The organism is Nostoc sp. DSM 114161, assembly GCF_052692665.1.
In genome coordinates, this window is the sequence record NZ_CP195141.1 from 7,838,487 (window position 1) to 7,857,517 (window position 19,031).

At 39.2% G+C, this 19,031-nt stretch carries 20 protein-coding genes and 1 pseudogene; 12 read left to right on the plus strand and 9 right to left on the minus strand.

The features are described from left to right. The first annotated feature begins 135 nt into the window (after positions 1–135). Together NSTC745_RS32825 and NSTC745_RS32830 are read left to right on the plus strand one after the other, a co-directional pair. The gene (locus NSTC745_RS32825) at positions 136–429 is read left to right on the plus strand and encodes a DUF433 domain-containing protein (RefSeq protein WP_445634765.1); all 294 of its coding nucleotides are present in this window, start codon (positions 136–138) and stop codon (positions 427–429) included. Further along, positions 426–806 (plus strand): DUF5615 family PIN-like protein, encoded by a 381-nt coding sequence (locus NSTC745_RS32830; protein ID WP_445634766.1) that lies wholly within the window; start codon positions 426–428, stop codon positions 804–806. Before NSTC745_RS32825 ends, NSTC745_RS32830 begins: the two co-directional genes overlap by 4 nt. A gap of 47 nt (positions 807–853) precedes the next feature. On the opposite strand, the gene NSTC745_RS32835 is transcribed toward NSTC745_RS32830, so the two are convergent. After that, positions 854–1,438 carry a Uma2 family endonuclease gene (locus NSTC745_RS32835; protein ID WP_445634767.1) on the minus strand — a complete coding sequence of 195 codons (585 nt, stop codon included), beginning with the start codon at positions 1,436–1,438 and terminating at the stop codon, positions 854–856. A gap of 127 nt (positions 1,439–1,565) precedes the next feature. Here NSTC745_RS32835 and NSTC745_RS32840 point away from each other — a divergent pair, with 127 nt between their 5' ends. From NSTC745_RS32840 to NSTC745_RS32855, 4 genes are all read left to right on the plus strand, one after another. Beyond that, positions 1,566–1,877, plus strand: a complete 312-nt coding sequence (locus tag NSTC745_RS32840) for a DUF433 domain-containing protein (RefSeq protein WP_445634768.1) — start codon at positions 1,566–1,568, stop codon at positions 1,875–1,877. Next, on the plus strand, positions 1,870–2,241 hold the full coding sequence (locus tag NSTC745_RS32845; protein WP_445634769.1) for a DUF5615 family PIN-like protein: 372 nt from the start codon (positions 1,870–1,872) through the stop codon (positions 2,239–2,241). Before NSTC745_RS32840 ends, NSTC745_RS32845 begins: the two co-directional genes overlap by 8 nt. Positions 2,242–2,358: 117 nt before the next feature. Continuing rightward, a complete protein-coding gene (locus NSTC745_RS32850) occupies positions 2,359–2,682 on the plus strand; it encodes a type II toxin-antitoxin system RelE family toxin (protein ID WP_445634770.1) in 324 nt (107 codons plus the stop codon). Continuing rightward, complete coding sequence (locus NSTC745_RS32855; protein WP_445634771.1) at positions 2,679–3,356, plus strand: Shedu immune nuclease family protein; 678 nt, start codon at positions 2,679–2,681, stop codon at positions 3,354–3,356. The genes NSTC745_RS32850 and NSTC745_RS32855 overlap by 4 nt, the downstream gene beginning before the upstream one ends. Positions 3,357–3,436: 80 nt before the next feature. Here the strand turns inward: NSTC745_RS32855 and typA are convergent, their stop codons facing one another. Then, positions 3,437–5,227 carry a translational GTPase TypA gene (typA, locus tag NSTC745_RS32860; RefSeq protein WP_096537843.1) on the minus strand — a complete coding sequence of 597 codons (1,791 nt, stop codon included), beginning with the start codon at positions 5,225–5,227 and terminating at the stop codon, positions 3,437–3,439. A gap of 504 nt (positions 5,228–5,731) precedes the next feature. On the opposite strand from typA, the gene NSTC745_RS32865 reads away from it, so the two are divergent. Continuing rightward, on the plus strand, positions 5,732–7,108 hold the full coding sequence (locus NSTC745_RS32865) for a protein kinase domain-containing protein (protein WP_445634772.1): 1,377 nt from the start codon (positions 5,732–5,734) through the stop codon (positions 7,106–7,108). A gap of 46 nt (positions 7,109–7,154) precedes the next feature. Continuing rightward, a complete protein-coding gene (locus NSTC745_RS32870) occupies positions 7,155–8,615 on the plus strand; it encodes an ABC transporter substrate-binding protein (RefSeq protein ID WP_445634773.1) in 1,461 nt (486 codons plus the stop codon). Between the two features lie 101 nt (positions 8,616–8,716). Here the strand turns inward: NSTC745_RS32870 and egtC are convergent, their stop codons facing one another. Further along, positions 8,717–9,505 (minus strand): ergothioneine biosynthesis protein EgtC, encoded by a 789-nt coding sequence (gene egtC, locus NSTC745_RS32875; protein ID WP_445634774.1) that lies wholly within the window; start codon positions 9,503–9,505, stop codon positions 8,717–8,719. 183 nt (positions 9,506–9,688) lie between these two features. On the opposite strand from egtC, the gene NSTC745_RS32880 reads away from it, so the two are divergent. Both NSTC745_RS32880 and NSTC745_RS32885 read left to right on the plus strand, forming a co-directional pair. After that, positions 9,689–10,039: a DUF6717 family protein gene (locus NSTC745_RS32880; RefSeq protein ID WP_445634775.1), complete on the plus strand. Its 351-nt coding sequence runs from the start codon at positions 9,689–9,691 to the stop codon at positions 10,037–10,039. 41 nt (positions 10,040–10,080) lie between these two features. Continuing rightward, positions 10,081–10,845, plus strand: a complete 765-nt coding sequence (locus tag NSTC745_RS32885) for a nucleotidyltransferase domain-containing protein (protein WP_445634776.1) — start codon at positions 10,081–10,083, stop codon at positions 10,843–10,845. 101 nt (positions 10,846–10,946) lie between these two features. Here NSTC745_RS32885 and NSTC745_RS32890 read toward each other — a convergent pair. The 4 genes and pseudogenes from NSTC745_RS32890 to bchM all read right to left on the minus strand — a co-directional run. Further along, positions 10,947–11,066: pseudogene (locus NSTC745_RS32890) on the minus strand (ATP-binding protein); the annotation flags it as partial. Positions 11,067–11,203: 137 nt separating this feature from the next. Continuing rightward, positions 11,204–11,584, minus strand: coding sequence for a DUF423 domain-containing protein (locus NSTC745_RS32895; RefSeq protein ID WP_445634777.1), 381 nt, complete (start codon positions 11,582–11,584; stop codon positions 11,204–11,206). Positions 11,585–11,684: 100 nt separating this feature from the next. Next, positions 11,685–12,164 carry a hypothetical protein gene (locus NSTC745_RS32900; protein ID WP_445634778.1) on the minus strand — a complete coding sequence of 160 codons (480 nt, stop codon included), beginning with the start codon at positions 12,162–12,164 and terminating at the stop codon, positions 11,685–11,687. 270 nt (positions 12,165–12,434) lie between these two features. Further along, positions 12,435–13,121, minus strand: a complete 687-nt coding sequence (gene bchM / locus NSTC745_RS32905) for a magnesium protoporphyrin IX methyltransferase (RefSeq protein WP_445634779.1) — start codon at positions 13,119–13,121, stop codon at positions 12,435–12,437. Between the two features lie 603 nt (positions 13,122–13,724). Here bchM and NSTC745_RS32910 point away from each other — a divergent pair. Together NSTC745_RS32910 and NSTC745_RS32915 are read left to right on the plus strand one after the other, a co-directional pair. After that, on the plus strand, positions 13,725–15,806 hold the full coding sequence (locus NSTC745_RS32910) for a cation:proton antiporter domain-containing protein (RefSeq protein ID WP_445634780.1): 2,082 nt from the start codon (positions 13,725–13,727) through the stop codon (positions 15,804–15,806). 205 nt (positions 15,807–16,011) lie between these two features. Continuing rightward, complete coding sequence (locus tag NSTC745_RS32915) at positions 16,012–17,424, plus strand: collagen-like protein (RefSeq protein WP_445634781.1); 1,413 nt, start codon at positions 16,012–16,014, stop codon at positions 17,422–17,424. Positions 17,425–17,485: 61 nt separating this feature from the next. Here NSTC745_RS32915 and NSTC745_RS32920 read toward each other — a convergent pair whose 3' ends face one another. Continuing rightward, complete coding sequence (locus NSTC745_RS32920) at positions 17,486–18,622, minus strand: protein kinase domain-containing protein (protein WP_445634782.1); 1,137 nt, start codon at positions 18,620–18,622, stop codon at positions 17,486–17,488. Between the two features lie 65 nt (positions 18,623–18,687). After that, positions 18,688–18,933 (minus strand): PIN domain-containing protein, encoded by a 246-nt coding sequence (locus tag NSTC745_RS32925; protein WP_445638737.1) that lies wholly within the window; start codon positions 18,931–18,933, stop codon positions 18,688–18,690. Between the last annotated feature and the right edge of the window lie 98 nt (positions 18,934–19,031).

The window sequence follows — 19,031 nt, forward strand, 5'->3', positions numbered from 1 at the left end:
ATCGTTTAGCGATGTCTACGACGAGCTACACCAACACCCAAATTTTTGAAAGCTGTAAAGCCCAGAACAAAGCTAGATTATAAATAGACGAAATAGACGTAGAAGATTTATTGATTTAGTTAGAGTAGAAAAAACATGGTAGCAATAGTTAATATTGGAACCTTAATTGTGACGACACCTCAAGTTGCTGGAGGTCGTCCTTGCATTGCTGGTACGCGTATGACTGTTCAAAATATTGTGATGGATTCTCAAGCAGGCTTATCTCCTCAAGATATTGTGACAGAGTATCCACACTTATCCCTAGCCCAAGTTCATGCTGCGCTTGCCTATTACTATGCTAATCAGGAGGCAATGGATAGAGAAATTGCTTTATATCAAGCTGAATGTAATGCTCTGGAAACGAAGTGGATGTCAGGTAATTGTGCATGAGCCAAATTCGCTTCTATTTAGATGAAGATGCTGGCAAGAAATCTTTAGTTAATGGCTTACGCAACGCTGGGATTGATTTGATGACAACGGCTGAGGCAGATAGATTAGCATCATCAGATGATAGCCAATTAATCTGGGCAATGGAACAGAAGCGCGTTATTTATAGTTTCAATGTTGGTGATTTTTGTCGATTGCATAAACTTTATCTCGAACAGCAACAAAAGCATTCAGGTATTGTACTTGCTGCCAAGCAGAGCTATTCAATTGGAGAACAGTTGCGAGGATTGTTGAAATTAGTAGAAAGTATGGAAGCCGAAGATATGACGAATCAATTAGTGTTTTTGAGAAAATATATTGAAACTGAAACTGCCTGGTAACTTTAAGGCGATCGCTTTCTCTAAAAATCCCTGCTGACTGGCAATGTCTATGCGTTAATCTCTCGACGAAATGCTCTAATAGCTTCTCCAGCATCAGTTTCAGCCATCAAAATATAGCGTTTGAGTAAATCTAAATTGAGGTCATTGAGTCCGGGTAGCTGGCTCTTATCGACGCGTTCATAGCTGCCATCATGGAGATGATAGAGTGTTAACAGCCCATCTTCCCAAAACCAGACTTCCAGTACTCCCAAAGCTTTATAGCGCTCTAACTTACTGATACTACCACTGGTAAAAACAACTTCGATGGACAAATCTGGAATCGGTTTAGCGCTTCCAATGCAGTAGGACTCGTCTGCTTGAACCGAGACAACCCCTTCTCTTTCCTGAGTCATCGACCGGGTTGGCTGAAAGAAAATGCCTTTTTCGACGAGAAAAGTTGTCACTAAATAACCGATGATACTGGCAAAAATTTCATGTTCGCGTCCTGGCATGAGAATCTCGATTGTATCGTCATAGTAAAACAGCCGCACACCAGGAGAACCGTTAAAACCCTTTTGGATGAACTTGAACTGTTCCCACGTTCCATAATGAACAATGCGTTGGTCGGTAGTTCGGTCGATTAGTGGGGGCATCGCGTTCACCTTTCTCCATCCCTACGGGAATTGTGACATAATCTTTGCCAACATGATTATTATAGGCTTTGAAAATAATTGATTTTATATATTATTAAATAATGGAACAGATATGGAAGATTCACTAATGCAATTAGTTAGTCGAGAGCATATTGCGATCGCTCCTGATGTGCGGAGTGGAAAACCCTGCATTATCGGTACTCGCATTGCTGTAGAAGATGTGGCGGTGATGCATCTAAAGCTAGGGTACTCTTTGGTAGAGATTGCTGGTAAATATGACCTATCACTGGCATCTGTTTATGCAGCGATGGCTTATTACTTCGATCGCCGAGACGAGATCGATAGCCGCACAGCCCAAGAGGATGAGTTGGTTGAGGTACTGAAGCAAAATTATCCCTCACGTCTGCAAGAGAAACTTAGACAATTGAGGAATGAGTGAACGAATTCGCTTTCATCTGGATGAGAACGTCGATCCGGCGATCGCGCTTGGCTTGCGTCGTTATGGAATTGATGTCACAACAACCAATGATGTGGAATTACGCACTCAAAGTGATGAAATCCAGTTAGCGTTTATTCAGGAAACACAGCGAATACTGTTTACTCAAGATGCAGATTTTTTGATTATTGCAAGCTCTAGATTCGACCATCCTGGTATTAGCTACTGTAAAAAAGGAACTCGTTCAATTGGTGAAATCATTGAAACTTTGGTTTTAATTTATGAGGCGATCGCACCTGAGAGATGGTGGGATGTGTGGAGTTTTTGTGAAATGAAAGCAGCATCAAGAGGTAGGTTGAAGTGTTAAGTAATGTTGAGCGTAGCTTGCCGCTCTAGGCTTTGCTTTCTGACTTTAACTATTGTTGGGCTGTTGGCACTGGCAATGTATAATGTAAATATTATATGTAAAAATTAGATATCTATTATGAATTCAAGTATTGAATATAATAACCAAAAGTTAAAGAGAAACCAAGTATTTCTACTTGATAAAGCGCAAATAGCCCTTGATGCTTTACAGCCACAAGATAAGGAAAATATTATTGATGCCATCAATTGTCTAGAAGAGTTTCCTTTTTGTTCATCGCTTCAAGCTCATAAGCTGAGAGATATTCCAAATTATTTTATGGCACGAGCAGGCATATATAGAATTATTTTTAGGTTTCAATCTGGAGAAGTAACTATTGTTGACATAGTTAATCACGACCGCCTAGAGATATTATATGGTTCCTTAAAAGAGTCCGAAAAATGAAAGGTCTAGATTCTTTTACCCTAGACCTTAAACAGTGTCTACAGGAACTTGAGGAATTGGAAAAATTACTTAACACTAATGAGCAATTAAAAGAAAATCAAGATATACTTCCCTTCTTTAAACAGAGACTACATTTATCTGCATTTATTGGTTCTTATGTTCCTCAGATTGTTAGGTTCAACGAAATTAAACATGAGTTCACCTTTTATGGTGATTTTCGCGCTGATTTAGTTGTCGGTGATTCTGTAAACAATACTTACTGTTTCATTGAATTTGAAGATGCTACTCAAGACAGTATATTTATAGATAAAGGAAGAAGTACATCAGATTGGTCGCCGAGGTTTGAACATGGATTTAGTCAAATAATTGATTGGTTTTGGAAGATTGATGATTTTAAAAATACTTCCTTAGCCCGTTCTATTTTTGGCAGTGAGAATATAGAATTTTACGGCATTTTAGTTATAGGCAGAGATACTTTTATCTCACCTATTGATAAAGCTAGATTGACGTGGCGTTTAAATAAGGTTTTAGTAGACTCACGCAAAGTTATTTGTATTACATTCGATCAATTGGCTAGAGATATTAGAGATAGACTTTCACTGTATCCATTGATTTATGAAGTAGAATCCGAGACTCAAGAAGTTACTTCAACAGATGAGAGCGATCGCTCATAATTGTAGTCTGATATTGATATAATCCACAAATAAAAAAGCCCGCTGATGCAGGCTTTCTAAATCTATCAAGTTAACTAAACTTACCGTTTCGCTAACTTCTTCGCCATCTTCCGCAGACGAATCGATTTGGGTGTAACTTCGACCAATTCATCAGGGCCAATGTATTCCAAAGCACGCTCTAGACTCATTTCTATTGGTGCTTGCAACTGCACGAGTTCATCGCCACCGGATGCGCGGTGGTTGGTTAACTGCTTGGTTTTGCAGACATTCAATTCCAAGTCTTGGGGACGATTGTGTTCGCCGACAATCATACCTCTGTAAACTTTGGTGCCAGGAGTAATAAAGAACGAGCCTCTATCTTCGGCGTTCTTCATGGCGTAGAAGGTTGCAACGCCTTCTTCAAAGGAAATTAAAACGCCTTTGTTGCGGGCTTCAATATCACCACTGAGTTGACGGTAGTCGAGGAAGCTGTGATTCATGATGCCTTCACCACGAGTCATCCGCATGAATTCACCGCGGAAACCAATCAAACCACGGGCGGGAATGACGAACTCTAACTGAGTGCGATCGCCACTACCCGGTTGCATATCTTGCATTTCGCCTTTGCGTTGTCCCAGGCGTTCGATACAGCTACCCACTGCATCAGTAGGTACGTCTAACACCAACAGTTCGTAAGGTTCGCAAGGTTGTCCGTTGACTTCGCGGTAAATAACCTGTGGCTGAGATACTTGAAACTCGAAGCCTTCGCGGCGCATGGTTTCGATTAAGATACCCAAGTGCAATTCGCCACGACCAGAAACCAGGAATTTATCGGGAGAATCGGTTTCTTCTACCCGCAATGCGACGTTGGTTTCAAGTTCGCGGAAAAGGCGATCGCGCACTTGTCTTGATGTCACCAATTTGCCTTCTTGACCTGCAAATGGTGAATCATTCACCCAGAAGGTCATTTGCAAAGTTGGCTCGTCGACTTTAATTAGTGGTAAAGCTTGGGGTTCGTTGGGGTCTGTAATTGTTTCGCCAATGTTGGCATCTGCAAAACCAGCAACAGCGACAATGTAACCTGCGGATGCTTCTTCCATCTCCACCCGCTTCAGCCCTTCAAAACCTAACAATTTGCTGATTTTGGACTTGACAATTGTGCCATTTTCTGTCACCAAGGCCGCTTGTTGTCCTGCGCGAATCACACCGTTGTGAATTCTGCCAATGACAATTCGTCCCAGGTATTCAGAATAATCTAGGGTTGTGACTTGCAATTGCAGCGGCTTATTCACGTCGCCTACTGGTGGTGGAACGTGTTGCAGAATCGCATTAAACAGTGGTTGCATATCTACCGATTCTGCTTCCATGCTTTCTTTGGCATAACCTCCCATACCGGAGGCAAACAGATAGGTAAAATCACACTGGTCTTCATCTGCGCCTAATTCTAAGAACAGATCCAATACTTTATCAACAGCGACGTGTGGATCGGCTTTGGCACGGTCGATTTTGTTGATCACAACGATGGGGCGTAGCCCTTTTTCCAAGGCTTTTTTGAGTACAAAGCGCGTTTGAGGCATGGGGCCTTCATTGGCATCGACAATCAGAAGACATCCGTCAACCATGCCGAGTACGCGTTCTACTTCGCCACCGAAGTCAGCGTGTCCGGGTGTATCAACAATATTAATCAGCGTTTCTTTGTAACGAACCGCTGTGTTTTTGGACAAGATTGTAATTCCCCGTTCCCGTTCTAGGGCGTTGGAGTCCATGACGCAATCCGGAACGTCTTCACCTTCACGGAAAATGCCGGACTGTTTGAGGAGTGCATCAACCAGGGTGGTTTTGCCGTGGTCAACGTGGGCGATAATTGCGACGTTGCGAATTGGGAGCGTCATAGAAGCTTTGGGTGAACTTTAGAGGGGGTTTATAGATTTACATTTGAGTGCTAGGCTTTTCTAACAGAATTGGGGGCGATCGGCAAATTCTGTAAAGAACCTTTAATAATTCTAGCGTAATCGTCACAATTGCGGAGACTTTTATCAAGACTACAATGGCGAGTGTGGGGTAATTGCGGCGTTCAGGGGATGAAAAAAAGCTGATGTTACCTGTAGTGTTGACTGTTGACTCAAAAGTTAGGAATTCTTTGCCACTCCCTATGTTTTCCAAGAGGAGATATCACTGATGAGAATTGGGGTTGATTCAAGAAGCAGAAGGATTAGTTTATGGGACTATTGTTAACAAAAGACCATTAATTGTACTGTTGATTACATATCGAGTTAGTTTGCAAGGGTGTATCGCCCCTCATTTATTATCCATGTAGAAACGTTTCAGTACAAAGTTTCTACTGAATTTAAGGTATATTTTAAAATTAATAAAATGACAGCGATAAGATAATTATTATGATCTGCTGCCTGAATCCTAATTGCGAAAATCCTCAAAATCCTGATGGGACAAATTTCTGTCTCAGTTGTGGGGCAAAGTTGATACCTCTGCTCAGAAATCGTTATCGGATTGTTGGATTATTAGGGAGAGGGGGCTTTGCACGCACATATGTAGCAGAAGATATAGACAAGCTTAACGAACAATGTGTTGTTAAGCAGTTAGTTTTAAGTCAATTTTATGGCTCTCAAGGTACCGGCGCACACAAAAAAGCAACTGAGTTGTTTGAACGAGAAGCCAAACGCCTCAAAGAATTAGGGGAACATCTGCAAATTCCCAATTTGTATGCATATTTTAAGGAAGGCGAATATCTATATTTAGTGCAGCAGTTTATTGAAGGACAAAATCTGTTGCAGGAATTAAAACAGCACGGAGTCTTTGATGAAGCCAAAATTCGAGATTTTTTGCACGATCTATTATCTGTGTTGGTAGCCGTACACGAGCAAGAGATTATTCACCGAGATCTGAAGCCAGAAAATATTGTTCGTCGTCAAAATGATAATAAATTAGTGCTAATTGATTTTGGGGTGTCAAAGCAAAAAAGGGAAGCTACAAACACTGCAATAGGAACAATTATTGGTTCGTTGGGCTATGCACCCATTGAGCAAATGCAATTTGGTAAAGTCTTTCCTTCTAGCGATCTCTACAGTTTAGGAATAACTTGCTTTCATCTGCTAACTAATATTTCTCCATCAAGTTTGTGGATGAAACAAGGCTATGGGTGGACTTCTAGTTGGCGACAGCATTTAAAGCAACCTGTAAGTCATGAATTAGAGTTAATTATTGATAAATTAATACAAGAGAATCACGAACAGCGTTATCAGTCTGCACAGGCTGTATTACAAGATTTAAAGAAGTTACCACGATTAAGAAATACATTACCCCCTACAGTTCTTTCACCTTCTGGACTATTAGAAACTCAACCACAATTGGAACGACAACCAACTAATTCTGGATATTTACGACTATTTTCTAATAATCAATTATTGTCAGGAGCGATAATTACTGGAAGCGGTAGTTCGTTATTGGCGATCGCTCTAATCAGTTTTCTCGGAACCACTTGGATTAGCTCAGGATTGTGGCTGATAATTTTAGCAGGATTAGTATTTATTCAATCTCGTTCCCTTGTGGAAAAAGCTTCTTTAATTATCATTGCTATCATAGCGAATTTACTGATTGTTTTGAGTTTCAAAAATTTGCTAACTCCAAATCTTATACAATTTGGAATAAATGGACTGCTACTTGTAATTTTGCTAGTTGTGCTTGCGGGTTTTTTGACAGTTATTATTGTAGGTATGTGGGAAATAATCAACAAAGTTATTTCTAAATATTTTTAATATCATCTGCTTTTGGATAAACTTTGTATAATTTGGTAAATTATTTATGACAAATAAAAAAGAAAACTTGAAGCTACTTCTTTCTTTGGGTCTGGCTGGAGTAATGGTAGCAATTCTTTTTTGGTTGATTAGCAAACTTTCTTCTACTCTTATATCACCAAATACTGGGCAACCTTCATCTATAGAATTATCAAATCAACCTTCATTAATAAATTTGGGTAAGAGGATTCTAGTAAAAGTACAAACATACCCAGAAAAAAGAGATGGAGTTAAAGCTTTTGGTGAGAAAAATTTCAACATTGCTGTAGAAAAATTTACCGCATCGTTGAAAAATAACCCCAACGATCCAGAAAGTTTAATTTATTTAAACAATGCTAAAATCGCGCGAGATAATTCAGAAAGCCTAAAAGTTGCTGTTATCGCGCCAGTTAACTTCGATCAGAATTTAGCAGAAGAACTTTTGCGCGGTGTAGCTCAAGCTCAAAATGAAGTTAACGAACGAGGCGGAATTAATGGTAAAAAATTGCAAATTGCGATCGCAAGTGCTGAGAATCGGCAAGATTCCGAAAAGCTAGATAAGGAATTAGTTGAAGATCGAAGCATTTTAGCCGCAGTGGGTGTGAGACCTGATGCTGCAATTTATAATGACAAAAAGTTGGTGTTAGTTTTTCCGGTCGAGCGTCCAAATCAAGCAGATAATCCAGAAAACATAGAACAAAATTTAGTAAATAATCAACAAAATATTCCTAGAAATAATTACTTATTTCATATAAATCCTTTATATGATAATTTGATCGATACTCATGCTCGTTACATTGCCCGACAAGGAAGAAATATTGCTATTTGTGGCGATATTCGCACCTCAGGAAATAATTCTAATTTTTCATCTAGTAAGGTACTTGTAGAAAAGTACACTCAAGCGATCGAACAATATGGCAGTCAAGTTATTAGTACGCCTTGCAATTTAGCAGATAAAAATTTTGACCCTAAATCTTTTGTAGATCGAGCTATAGAAACAGAAAACGCCAGTGGTTTTTTACTAATACCTTCACTCAGAAGTATAAGTTACGCTACTAAAGTTGCACAAGAGATTAAAGGCAGAAAACCACTGTTTGGTTCGGAAACTATGTATAGTGGAAAAACTTTAGAAAATGCCAAAGATGTCGAAGGAATGGTAGTACCTGTGTATTGGCATCGCGACCTTAACAAAAATAACCCATTTGCGGAAAATGCCTTTGGACTTTGGAAAGCACGGGTAAATCAGAGAACAGCGGGAGCTTATGATGCAATGCAAGTAATTATCGCTGGTTTGGAAAAAGATAACACTCGCGAAGGCTTGCAAAAGGTACTGTCTAATCCTGATTTTTCAACTTCTGGAGCTACAGGAAATATTATGTTTTTACCTTCGGGTAAGCGTCAAGGAGAAGCTTTCTTAGTCAGAATTGAACGTTGCGAGCGTTGTTCTTCTGGAACTAATTATGATTTTGTTTTGTTGAATAAGAAGTAAATAGGGAATAGTGAAAGATGGAAGGTATAAGAGGACAAGGAGAATAAATCTTCAGCCAACGGTCAAGAAAACGATTTTTCAAATATCTTCTGAAACTAAAGCTAGATTTGTTCTATTTGCATCTCACAGTCTTCCCCTACACTGATGATGCTATTTTCTGGACAAGCAATCCAATTACCTATAAATAGAGGTTCGGATGCAATAATGACAGATTTGGGGAAAGCCGGGTCGTTTCGTATCCAGTAAAGAGATGGCACTGGTGAACTGGTAGCAAAGCGAGAGGCTATCAGGCGATTTCCGTCACTAAAAATGACATTGAGTGAGGCTTGTACTTGATACCGTTTTGCCATCTCTAAGAGCGTTAATAATGTGCTGCGTAAAGCATATTCTGGAGGCCGATGTTTATTAATTTGACTGTGTGAAAGTAACAATGAAAAAATGTGTTCTGAGTCAGTACTACCATTAATTATTTCGTAAAAATCCTCAGTTAAAATACTGGGGATTTTTCTGTGTAATGTTTTGCGAAAGTTCTCAATTCCTCCATTGTGGATGAATAGTAATTGTTGATAATTAAATGGCTGACAATTCACAAAATCTACCCCTTGGACTGATGTTGCACTGCCAACAGAAGCAAGGATACACTTTGATTCAATATAACGGCTGAGATTGGGTAGGTTAACGTCATTCCAAATCGGTAGTATATTTTTGTAGGTAAAAGGTTCGATATCTTTTTGGCTATGATACCAACCCACACCAAAGCCATTTGCATTTACTACCCCAGAGGTCATTTCGCGGGGTTGATAACTCTGGACTATCAATGAATGTTCTGGTTTATACAGAATATCTTTCAGGTAAATAGACGAACCGAGGTAGGCTAGTAAACGGCACATGATTAAAATATTTGCTCCCAATAGTTTTATAGGATAAACTTTTTTACTAAAAATTAGCTGTTTTTTGGCTAAATTGGGGCTATCATCGTTAGCAAATGTTACTTGAGCGTAATTTTTAATTTCATGAGTTAAATTGAAAAAATAGACTGAATAAAAATAATAATTACTAAGAATTAATAACTGATGAATAACTCAATGATGGTAATTTTCCCATATAAACGTAACCAAACATGGGTATTTGATGACGAGCGTATGGAACTAATCCAAGAACCATTTGTCAGTGGCGTACCTGAAATGCTCGATATTTTGGTTGCAGGGATTGATAATGTTGATGAAGGCTTTAAACTTTTATTTTCTGCAAATCCGTTTCCTGGTTATCAAGCTGAACTAACCTGGTTGAGGTCGGAGTATAACGGCCATTGGTATTACTGGAATAAAAATAATTTGGAAGGTTGGCTATGTCCAGCTTTGTTAAAATACTTCAGCGAACCACCAAATAAAATATATTGCAAAGCTGAAAGCCTCTATTTTTAGGGAATGTTTCAAAAATTCTAAGTTTTTTAATAGAAAAAAATATGATGGATATTCCAAAGCCTATTACAAAAATTATTGGACAACAGGCTTATCCGCTTTTATTTGCAACTATCAGTGGTTCTCATTTATATGGCTTTCCGTCACCCGATTCTGATTATGACTTGCGTGGCGTACATATTTTGCCAGTTCAAGAAGTGGTGGGATTAGATACTGGAAATGAAACTATTGAATTTTCAGGAGTTCGCGAATCTTGGGAAATTGATTTAGTCACTCATGATGTCAAAAAATTCTTTTTGATGTTACTTAAAAAAAATGGTTATGTGTTAGAACAACTGTACTCACCTTTAATATTGACAACTTCACCCGAACATGAAGAATTGAAATTTATTGCTAAAAATTGCATTACACGGCATCATATTTACCATTATCTTGGTTTTGCTGCAACACAATGGAAGCTTTTTGAAAAAGAACATATGCATAAAGTCAAGCCATTACTTTATGTTTATCGAATTTTATTGACTGGAATTTATTTGATGCAAACAGGCGAAGTTGAAGCTAATTTAATTAACCTCAATCAGGTTTTCAATTTGCCGTACATTCATGATTTAATTGCTCAAAAACTAGCAGACTCAGAAAAATCTGTTTTGTCAGATGTTAATGTAGCTTTTCATCAAAGAGAATATGATTCTTTGCGTAATAAGTTACAAGAGGCATATGAATCCAGCCTATTACCTGAAGCACCTTCAGCTCGTGCAGCTTTGCATAATTTGTTAATACGCCTAAGAATGAAGAGTTATGAATTTTGATTTCTTAACTCCTCGCTCATTTAATTTTTTTTAGCGTTCGAGTCGCAGAACTAATCTTTTTGTGTCTTGATAGGTCGGAAAATTATAAACTCTGCAACTTTTTATAATTCTGATATAACTTCTATTTTACCTTTGTGTTTCTCAATAATCTGATAGCAGACACTTAGACCTAATCCAGTACCTTTACCAACTGCTTTGGTTGTGAAAAAAGAATTCAGGATTCAGAATTTAGAATGAATTACAGCGGATTTCAATAATCTTGAAGTATCCTCGTTCTGACTTTCCGCACTTATCCTTGACTAATTGATTCTGATTGCTGAATCCTGAATCCTGAATTCTGAATTCTGATTTTGATTTTTTACAACTTCAAATTCCAAGCAGCAAAAGCTAAAGCACCCCAACCAGCAAGAAAGGCTACGCCACCTAATGGTGTAATTGCTCCTAATGATTTCACACCAGTTAAGCTCAGAGCGTACAAACTTCCTGAGAAAATAGCAATACCAATGATAAATAACCATCCACTGGCTACGAGGGTAGGCTGGGGAAATTCGGTGCGACTAATTAGTAATGCTACTAAAAAAAGCGCGAGAGCATGATACATTTGGTAACGAGCGCCAGTTTCAAAAATTTCTAGCGATCGCTCACTAATTTTATCTCGCAATGCATGGGAAGCAAAAGCACCAGCAGCGACTGACAAACCGCCTAAAACAGCAGCTACACTCAGAAAAATTTGCGTCATTACACTTAACTGTAAGATGGGCATTGGGCATTGGGCATTGGGTATGGCGTATTAGTTTTAGACTAATGACTAATGACCAATGACTAATGACTAATCACAATTAGACATCAAAATGATATGATACGGCCCCTTCTTCATTGACTTTAAAATTTGCATTAAATTCTTTAGCTTTTTGATCTAAATATTGTCTGGCGTCTGCTGGCGGTAGTTGTGATTGCATAGCAAAGCCTAAAACAGTCACACGTCCATGATTTTCTTGTAGCATCTCATAAAAAAGAGATTGCAAGCGATCGCTACGTTGTTGATTAAGTGCCTTTTTCTCTTGCCGACTTTGACGATATAATCCTAAAGCTAACCATGCGCCCAGTGTGAAGCTAGGGACACCAAAAATTAGACCGCCAGCAACAGTATTATCATCTTGATAAGTAGCATTTGGCGCAGAAAAATCATACGCATCTTTCACTGGTATGACCACCCTACGTGTAGCAAATTTGTCAATTGCTGCTGATGCTGATAGCGTTAAAAACATGAATCCGAGTGTCAGTAGCCAACCAGCAGCCAATTTTTCAGCAGTTTTCATAGTTCTACTTCAGATTTGAACTTTGCTAGAGATTCTAACCTGACTTTCTCTGAGGTTCCAGTATCTCAATCTACTCCCTAAGACAGTTTTTTAGCGATCGCTTCGTTGGTGATATTTAATTTATGTTCGCAATCAGAGCGACAGCTAAAATCAAAAGCAAAACTCGCTACCAAATCCGACATCTTCCAATCAATAATTAATATGGCGGTGCGTTAGGCTGAAGCCATAACGCACCCTACTTACTATTGCTTGTTTGCTATGATACTTACTTCATCCACGCGTCGCTTCGAGTAGGCGAGAAAAATAGAAGCGAGTTTTAGTCATCGCTTGACGTTGCACTGAAAAACCATTATTTTCCAAAATTTTCACCACATCAGCCTCGCGATGCAAATATGCACGAGTGGCTTTACTCGGCCCAGGAAAGAAACTGCCAATCTTTTTGAGTATAGTCAAAGCACAAGTCTTCGGGGCAAAACTGAGAATTATCCGCGACTGTGCTAAAGAACAGAGGTGAGAAATCATTTCATCTGCTTTTTCCTGGGGGTAGTGGATAAGTACATCCAAACAAATAACAGTATGGTAACTACCACTGAGCGATTCCAAATCCTGCACGGCAAAAGTAGGATTTTCAGCGTTTCCCAAGGTTTGCTTTGCTCTATCCTTGCCTTCTTCCACCATTTTTTCAGAAATGTCGCTTGCATAGACCTTAGCACCATCTACCGCTAACGGGATGCTAAGACTACCCACACCACAGCCAGCATCGCAAATTGATAGTTCTGGTAAATTGTTATCAGCTTTTAGCCATTCGAGAACTGTATCTACGGTTTGCTGGTGTCCATTGCGGATGTCCAACTGGACTTTGTTAACTTCGCCATCGCCGTAGATCCGCCTCCAACGGTCAAACCCTGTGGAATTGAAATACTCGCGAACAATTGTTTTATCGTCGGCTGCGTTCATAAACTCTGATTTTTAGGGGTTCCCAATGCTTAAAATTATCATTGATAGGAACCCACAGGAGCGCTTTTCCAGATTTTTCTAGATCTAGCCAGCCTATAAGCAAATATTCTTATAGAAACTGGAGACGCGGGGAAGCCAGGACACAGAGAGCTTTGAATTATTAATTATCAGTAATTAATCGAGCGTGATATTACAAGATTGCACGATTCATTATATTAGTTTATTTTGCTCTCAATTAACAAATTTAATTTTGTAATTTGAGCAATTATTGGCATTGTTTTTACATTAAACTTGTTCTGAAGCTCAGATTTTGAATTATTCTCCATAAAAACCTCTTTTTATCTAAAATATTACTATTTGTAAATCATAATTGCTATTTATGCTTATTGAAATATGTCTAATATTCGCAATTTCAAAATCCATAGATATTTCTGTCTAAGGAACTTAAAAAACCCTTCTGAAGATAGAATTACGATCGCAATGCAACATTTATGCTGTTAAAGATTTAATTACCAGCGATCGATAAAGCTTAAACCTACAAAAATTTTCAATTAATTCTCATTTCTAAATAGTACACCTACAATTTAGGTTTATTTATTACAAATGCCAGAAAGCTCGCTACTAAACAGTCCTATCATTGCATTTACTATTCTCCTGATAGTAATCTTTACTATACCCCCGATATTTGAGCGTCTGCGGCTCCCTGGCTTAGTGGGATTGTTGCTTGCAGGCATAATACTAGGACAAAATGGGCTAAAGTTATTAAATTCGGAGTCTGAAACTATTAAGCTGCTTTCAGATATCGGTAAACTTTATTTAATGTTTGTAGCAGGTTTAGAAATTGACTTAGAGCAGTTCAAAAAAACTAGAAACCGCTCAATTGGGTTTGGAACGCTCACATTCTTAGTTCCATTAATTGCTGGGATTATTGTTGGACGCTTATTCAATTTTAGTTGGAATTCTTCGGTATTAATTGGTTCTTTATTAGCTTCACATACTCTCTTGGCATATCCAATTGTGAGCCGTCTGGGCGTGGTAACAAATGAAGCTGTAACTGTGACAATTGGTGCCACAATTTTTACTGACACAGGCGCTTTGCTGGTATTAGCAATTTGTGTAGGAATTCATGGGGGAGAATTTTCCGCCTTGAGTTTGGCAATGTTGTTAGGTGGGTTAGCAATTTACTCTGTCGTTGTTCTGTTTGGCTTTGATTGGGCAGGAAAAGAATTTTTTCGCCGTTCGGGAGACGAACAAAGTAACCAGTTTCTGTTTATATTACTAGCATTATTTTTGGCATCTGTGGGAGCGCAGGTAATTGGAGTTGAAAAAATTGTTGGCGCTTTTTTAGCGGGTTTAGCTGTCAATGATGTTCTGGGACGTAGCCCAGTCAAAGAAAAAATTGAATTTATCGGCAGTGTTTTGTTTATCCCTTGTTTCTTTGTAGACATGGGATTATTGATTAATATTCCGGCATTTATTAAAACTCTCAGTTCAGTTTGGCTGACTGTGGCAATTGTAGCGGCTTTGATTGGCAGCAAATTTATCGCAGCGTTCTTAGCTAAACTGTTGTATCGCTACAACACGGCGGAATTGCTAACAATGTGGTCATTGTCACTGCCACAAGTAGCAGCTACACTAGCAGCAACTTTGGTAGCTTATCAAAGTATAAATCCTGCGGGCGAACGGCTAATTAATGAAGGTGTGTTAAACAGCGTCATTGTCTTGATGCTGGTGACTGCAATATTAGGCCCGGTAATCACAGCCAGATTTGCTTCTTCGTTACAGCTGCGAGAAACAGATTTTGAAACAGATAGTCTGGCTACTTGGTGGGAAGGTAGCGAAGAGGAATTAGCAGAAAAAAAACATGATTCGTTCACTGTTATAGTGCCAATATATAACCCTCAAACCCAGCGCTATCTGATAGAAATGGCAGCACTGCTAGCTAGTCATGAATCTGGAAAAATTGTGCCACTAACTATTACGAAAGCGCATATCCAAATGGACGATCCGCAATTAGTTACAGGACTCGAACAAAGTAGGCAAAGATTGAATTTAGCTAAAGAGATCAGTCAAGAATTTGATGTGGAAGTGTCACCTACAAATCGGATTGATGATGATATAGCTTTAGCAATTAGCCGCACTAGTCGAGAACAAAACGCTAATTTGGTGGTGATGGGTTGGTCGCGGACAACAGGTTTACGCGCCCGTTTATTTGGTAATGTGATTGATAGCGTCTTCTGGTCTTCTCATTGTCCAGTGGCAGTTACACGCCTTTTAAGCAGTCCCAAGACAATCCAAAAAATTCTTGTACCAGTTGGAGATTTAACTCGCCAAACCATAGGCGCTTTACGGTTTGCCCAGATTTTAGCTGATGTAAATCAGGCAGAAGTTGTATTGTTGCACGTTTGCGATCGCAACGCACGCCCAAATTTAGTAGAAAAATTTGTCTCTCAATTGTCTGATATCGCCTCCAAAAGCCAGCTACAGGTGAAAACGAATATTCAAACCATCAAAGGTGATGATGTTGCTAGAACGGTAATTCGCGAAGCTCAAGCATTTGATTTAGTGGTGTTACGTTCCGTCCGTTATCGCACAGCCGGTGGACTAGCCGTTAGCCAAGTTACAACCCAGATGATTCAAGAATTGAAGTGTTCAATTGTTTTGGTTGGGGAACCTAATTCCTAATAAATTTGGGCATGGGGCATGAGGCATGGGGCATTGGTTATTTCCCCAATTTTCTGGCGATCGCTTTTATTTTATTGTGAGAAATAATGGCGATCGCTTGACTTTTAAGAGGATGTTTTCAAAATATATTTGAAACTTCTCTGTCTGTAGAAAGATGACAAAAATAAGATACACTTAATTTTAGTGAGGTTTTAGGTGTAATCAGATGCACAAAGGTTTGAAAAGTAAGCTGCCACTTCTTTTTACATTTTGCTTATTTACTAACTTTTTACCTGCCTCTGATTCACTTTTATGTCCAGTTTTTGCCTCTGACAAATACTATAAACTAGCCAGAAATTATGGCACAGATGGACGCACGGGAAGTAGTGGGCGTTCTGGTAGAGATGGTTCTAGCGGTCAGAACCAGAGTATTTTTGTCAATGGTTCGCCTGTAAATCTTGACCTGTCTGGGACAGATGGGGAAGATGGGGAAGATGGAGAACCGGGTTATCGGCCTCACTGTAGAAACCAACCTGATAATGTCAGCTACGATATCAATGCACCAGATGGTGGTAGTGGCGGTAATGGTGGCAAAGGAGGGGATGGGGGTAATGGTGGTTCGATAACAGTTTATTACACAAATTTGGCAGACTTGCGAAACATTTTTGTCCGCGCAACTGGCGGCGAAGGGGGACGCGGCGGTAGAGGCGCAAGTGGTACGGACGGTTGTAAATGTCGCCGACGGAAATGGGAAGTGCAAACTTGTGAAGGAACTCCCGGTACTCCTAATTACAAGTGTACTAACAAGGTTTATCGATGCAGTGACGGTAGTGATGGCCGAGATGGTAGCGATGGTAGAGATGGTAGCGATGGAAGCTTAGGAACTTTGAGTATTGTCAACAGCAAAGAACCCTTGGCTGATGATAACCCGACTGTGAAATTAGCAATTTCCGAACTGACAAATAAACCATTTAAACTCTCGAAAAATAAATGGAATATTCGCCCAGGTGCAGTTTCTCTACTTGCGCCTGGTTCGGCGATCGCAGATAATTATCGAGAGTTTGAGGCGCGTTTAGAAGAAGCTTTTCAAATAGTTTGGCAAGAAAGACAACCCATCACTAGCTTTGCCAATGAAGTAGTAACAGTAAATTTAACTGATAGCAAACTAGTAGAAGTTAATTTTTCTGAGGATTTATGGGTTGATGGTAGTAGCAAAAGTGAAGCTAACTTGACAACTTTTACTGTTAACTATGCCATTCCCAAAAAAGATGTTACTCGGTTAGCTGTGGCAGAATTCGCCGATGCAGGACAAAACCTAAATTTAAAAATAGTTGATTTGGCAGCAAAATCTGATGCTATTAATACTCAGTTTCGCGTCAAATTTCGCGCTAAAGATACTTCCTACGGTTTTTCTGACTACAAAACTGAATACGAAGGAGATATTCCCGATGAATTTGTGACTCGTGATTACAACCGTTTTACTCTAGCTTTAGGTAAGCTGAAAATTCCTAACGACGCTTTACGTCCTGGTGTGAATGTTGAAATTGAAGTGATAGCAATTCGTTCTTTGGGAGAACGTTCTGCTAAACAAACTATTCGCTGGCAGGGTGTAGTTCGTAAGCCGAGAAGAGGGGTTTAGTAGTTTTTATTTTCACGCACGAGGCAAGAGAGGCGCGGAGAGTTTTTCAGAGTTTTTTTGATTAGGGGTTGTTATTGCCGAGATATTTAGCTTTTAGTTCTTCTAATTCTCGGTCTATTTGACTTTTATTAGAAGGCTGAGGTGTTGAATTTGGGGGTTGAACTTTATTTTGCTGTGGTTTACCGCCAACGAGAAATTGAGTTTTCATTTCCTCTAACTCTAGATCGATTTGGCTAGGAGATTGGGTGATTACAGGAGGTGTAGAATTAGGTGTAGGTTGAGGAATAGGTTTTACTGTGCCAGCTGGTGTAGCTGGTTGTGAGTGTTGATTTAAGTCTTTTAAAACATCATCTACTGTTTGATAACGCCGCATTGGGATACTTTCTAACATCTTGTTCAAAATGCGACTTAATGCATTGCTAACAGGAGTTTTTAAATATTTCTGCCAAATCCAAGTATCATTATTTGTATCATAGGAATCGAAAGGCGATCGCCTGGTTAATAAGTTAATACAAGTAGCACCCAAACTATAAATATCGCTGGCAAAAATAGCTCTACCTCGCATTTGTTCTGGAGCGACATATTCAGGACTACCAATACTAGTACCGGTTCTATTTAAAGCAGTACTAGTAGCAGATTTAGAAGCACCAAAATCTACTAAAACTAATTTGCGATCGCTGTTACGTAAAATAATATTTTCCGGCTTAATATCGCGGTGAATCACTTGTCTAGCGTGACAAAATTGCAATACTGGTAATAAATCATTGAGTAATTGCCAGATTTCTGCTTCACTAAAAGCACCTTTATGTGCTAATTCTTGAGCTAAATTTTGCCCATCAATAAATTCTTGTACGAGATATTGGCGGTCTTCCTGAGTAAAATATGCTAATAGTTCTGGAATTTGCGGATGTTTGCCCAATTCATCTAATTGTACGGCTTCTTGGTTGAATAACTCCACCGCTTTTTGCACAGTATTAGTGCCTTGGGCTTGGGGATAAAATTGCTTAATTACACAGCGCGGTTTTGATGGTTTATCTTCATCCACAGCTAAAAAAGTTCTGCCAAAACCACCTTGACCTATTGGTTTAATAGCACGGTATCGCTCTTTGAGAAGCAACTTAGCACCGCAAGTCAAGCAAAAATTGACATTACCAGAATTTTCAGGCTTCGGACAACGGGGATTAAGGCAATAACTCATGGAGGATGGCGCCCAGAATCGTTCTTACTTATCTTTATTTTCCACTGTCCTCAGAAAAAGGGCATTTATATTCGCCAATTATCCAGCTTCAAGTTGTAGCCTAATGCTTGAATCCGCTGATAATGGGATAAATTGCCGCTGACTAAAGTTAAGTTTTGTTGGATTGCAATGGCAGCAATAATAGCATCAGCAAGTCCTATCGGTTGTCCCGTGCGTTCCAAATCCGCATAAATGCGTCCCGCCAACTCCGCATCGCTGAGTTCTAGCGTTAATACTTCAGCAACAGCAATTTGGTCAAAAAACTGCTGAATCTTATCTTCTCATCCAAGCTTATGCCAGCCTTTGACAATCTCTAAAACTGTAATAGTACAGATAGTATACTTACCAAAAACGGCTAGATAATCAATAG

Bases quoted from the DNA above. Each gene is read 5' to 3' on its own strand.
- NSTC745_RS32840 (WP_445634768.1), top strand. From the start codon at position 1,566: ATGCAATTAGTTAGTCGAGAGCATATTGCGATCGCTCCTGATGTGCGG.
- NSTC745_RS32915 (WP_445634781.1), top strand. From the start codon at position 16,012: ATGCACAAAGGTTTGAAAAGTAAGCTGCCACTTCTTTTTACATTTTGC.
- NSTC745_RS32825 (WP_445634765.1), top strand. From the start codon at position 136: ATGGTAGCAATAGTTAATATTGGAACCTTAATTGTGACGACACCTCAA.
- bchM (WP_445634779.1), bottom strand. From the start codon at position 13,121: ATGAACGCAGCCGACGATAAAACAATTGTTCGCGAGTATTTCAATTCC.
- NSTC745_RS32865 (WP_445634772.1), top strand. From the start codon at position 5,732: ATGATCTGCTGCCTGAATCCTAATTGCGAAAATCCTCAAAATCCTGAT.
- NSTC745_RS32845 (WP_445634769.1), top strand. From the start codon at position 1,870: ATGAGTGAACGAATTCGCTTTCATCTGGATGAGAACGTCGATCCGGCG.
- NSTC745_RS32835 (WP_445634767.1), bottom strand. From the start codon at position 1,438: ATGCCCCCACTAATCGACCGAACTACCGACCAACGCATTGTTCATTAT.
- egtC (WP_445634774.1), bottom strand. From the start codon at position 9,505: ATGTGCCGTTTACTAGCCTACCTCGGTTCGTCTATTTACCTGAAAGAT.
- NSTC745_RS32895 (WP_445634777.1), bottom strand. From the start codon at position 11,584: ATGACGCAAATTTTTCTGAGTGTAGCTGCTGTTTTAGGCGGTTTGTCA.
- NSTC745_RS32830 (WP_445634766.1), top strand. From the start codon at position 426: ATGAGCCAAATTCGCTTCTATTTAGATGAAGATGCTGGCAAGAAATCT.
- NSTC745_RS32850 (WP_445634770.1), top strand. From the start codon at position 2,359: ATGAATTCAAGTATTGAATATAATAACCAAAAGTTAAAGAGAAACCAA.
- NSTC745_RS32900 (WP_445634778.1), bottom strand. From the start codon at position 12,164: ATGAAAACTGCTGAAAAATTGGCTGCTGGTTGGCTACTGACACTCGGA.
- NSTC745_RS32880 (WP_445634775.1), top strand. From the start codon at position 9,689: ATGAATAACTCAATGATGGTAATTTTCCCATATAAACGTAACCAAACA.
- NSTC745_RS32920 (WP_445634782.1), bottom strand. From the start codon at position 18,622: ATGAGTTATTGCCTTAATCCCCGTTGTCCGAAGCCTGAAAATTCTGGT.
- NSTC745_RS32885 (WP_445634776.1), top strand. From the start codon at position 10,081: ATGATGGATATTCCAAAGCCTATTACAAAAATTATTGGACAACAGGCT.
- NSTC745_RS32870 (WP_445634773.1), top strand. From the start codon at position 7,155: ATGACAAATAAAAAAGAAAACTTGAAGCTACTTCTTTCTTTGGGTCTG.
- NSTC745_RS32910 (WP_445634780.1), top strand. From the start codon at position 13,725: ATGCCAGAAAGCTCGCTACTAAACAGTCCTATCATTGCATTTACTATT.
- typA (WP_096537843.1), bottom strand. From the start codon at position 5,227: ATGACGCTCCCAATTCGCAACGTCGCAATTATCGCCCACGTTGACCAC.
- NSTC745_RS32855 (WP_445634771.1), top strand. From the start codon at position 2,679: ATGAAAGGTCTAGATTCTTTTACCCTAGACCTTAAACAGTGTCTACAG.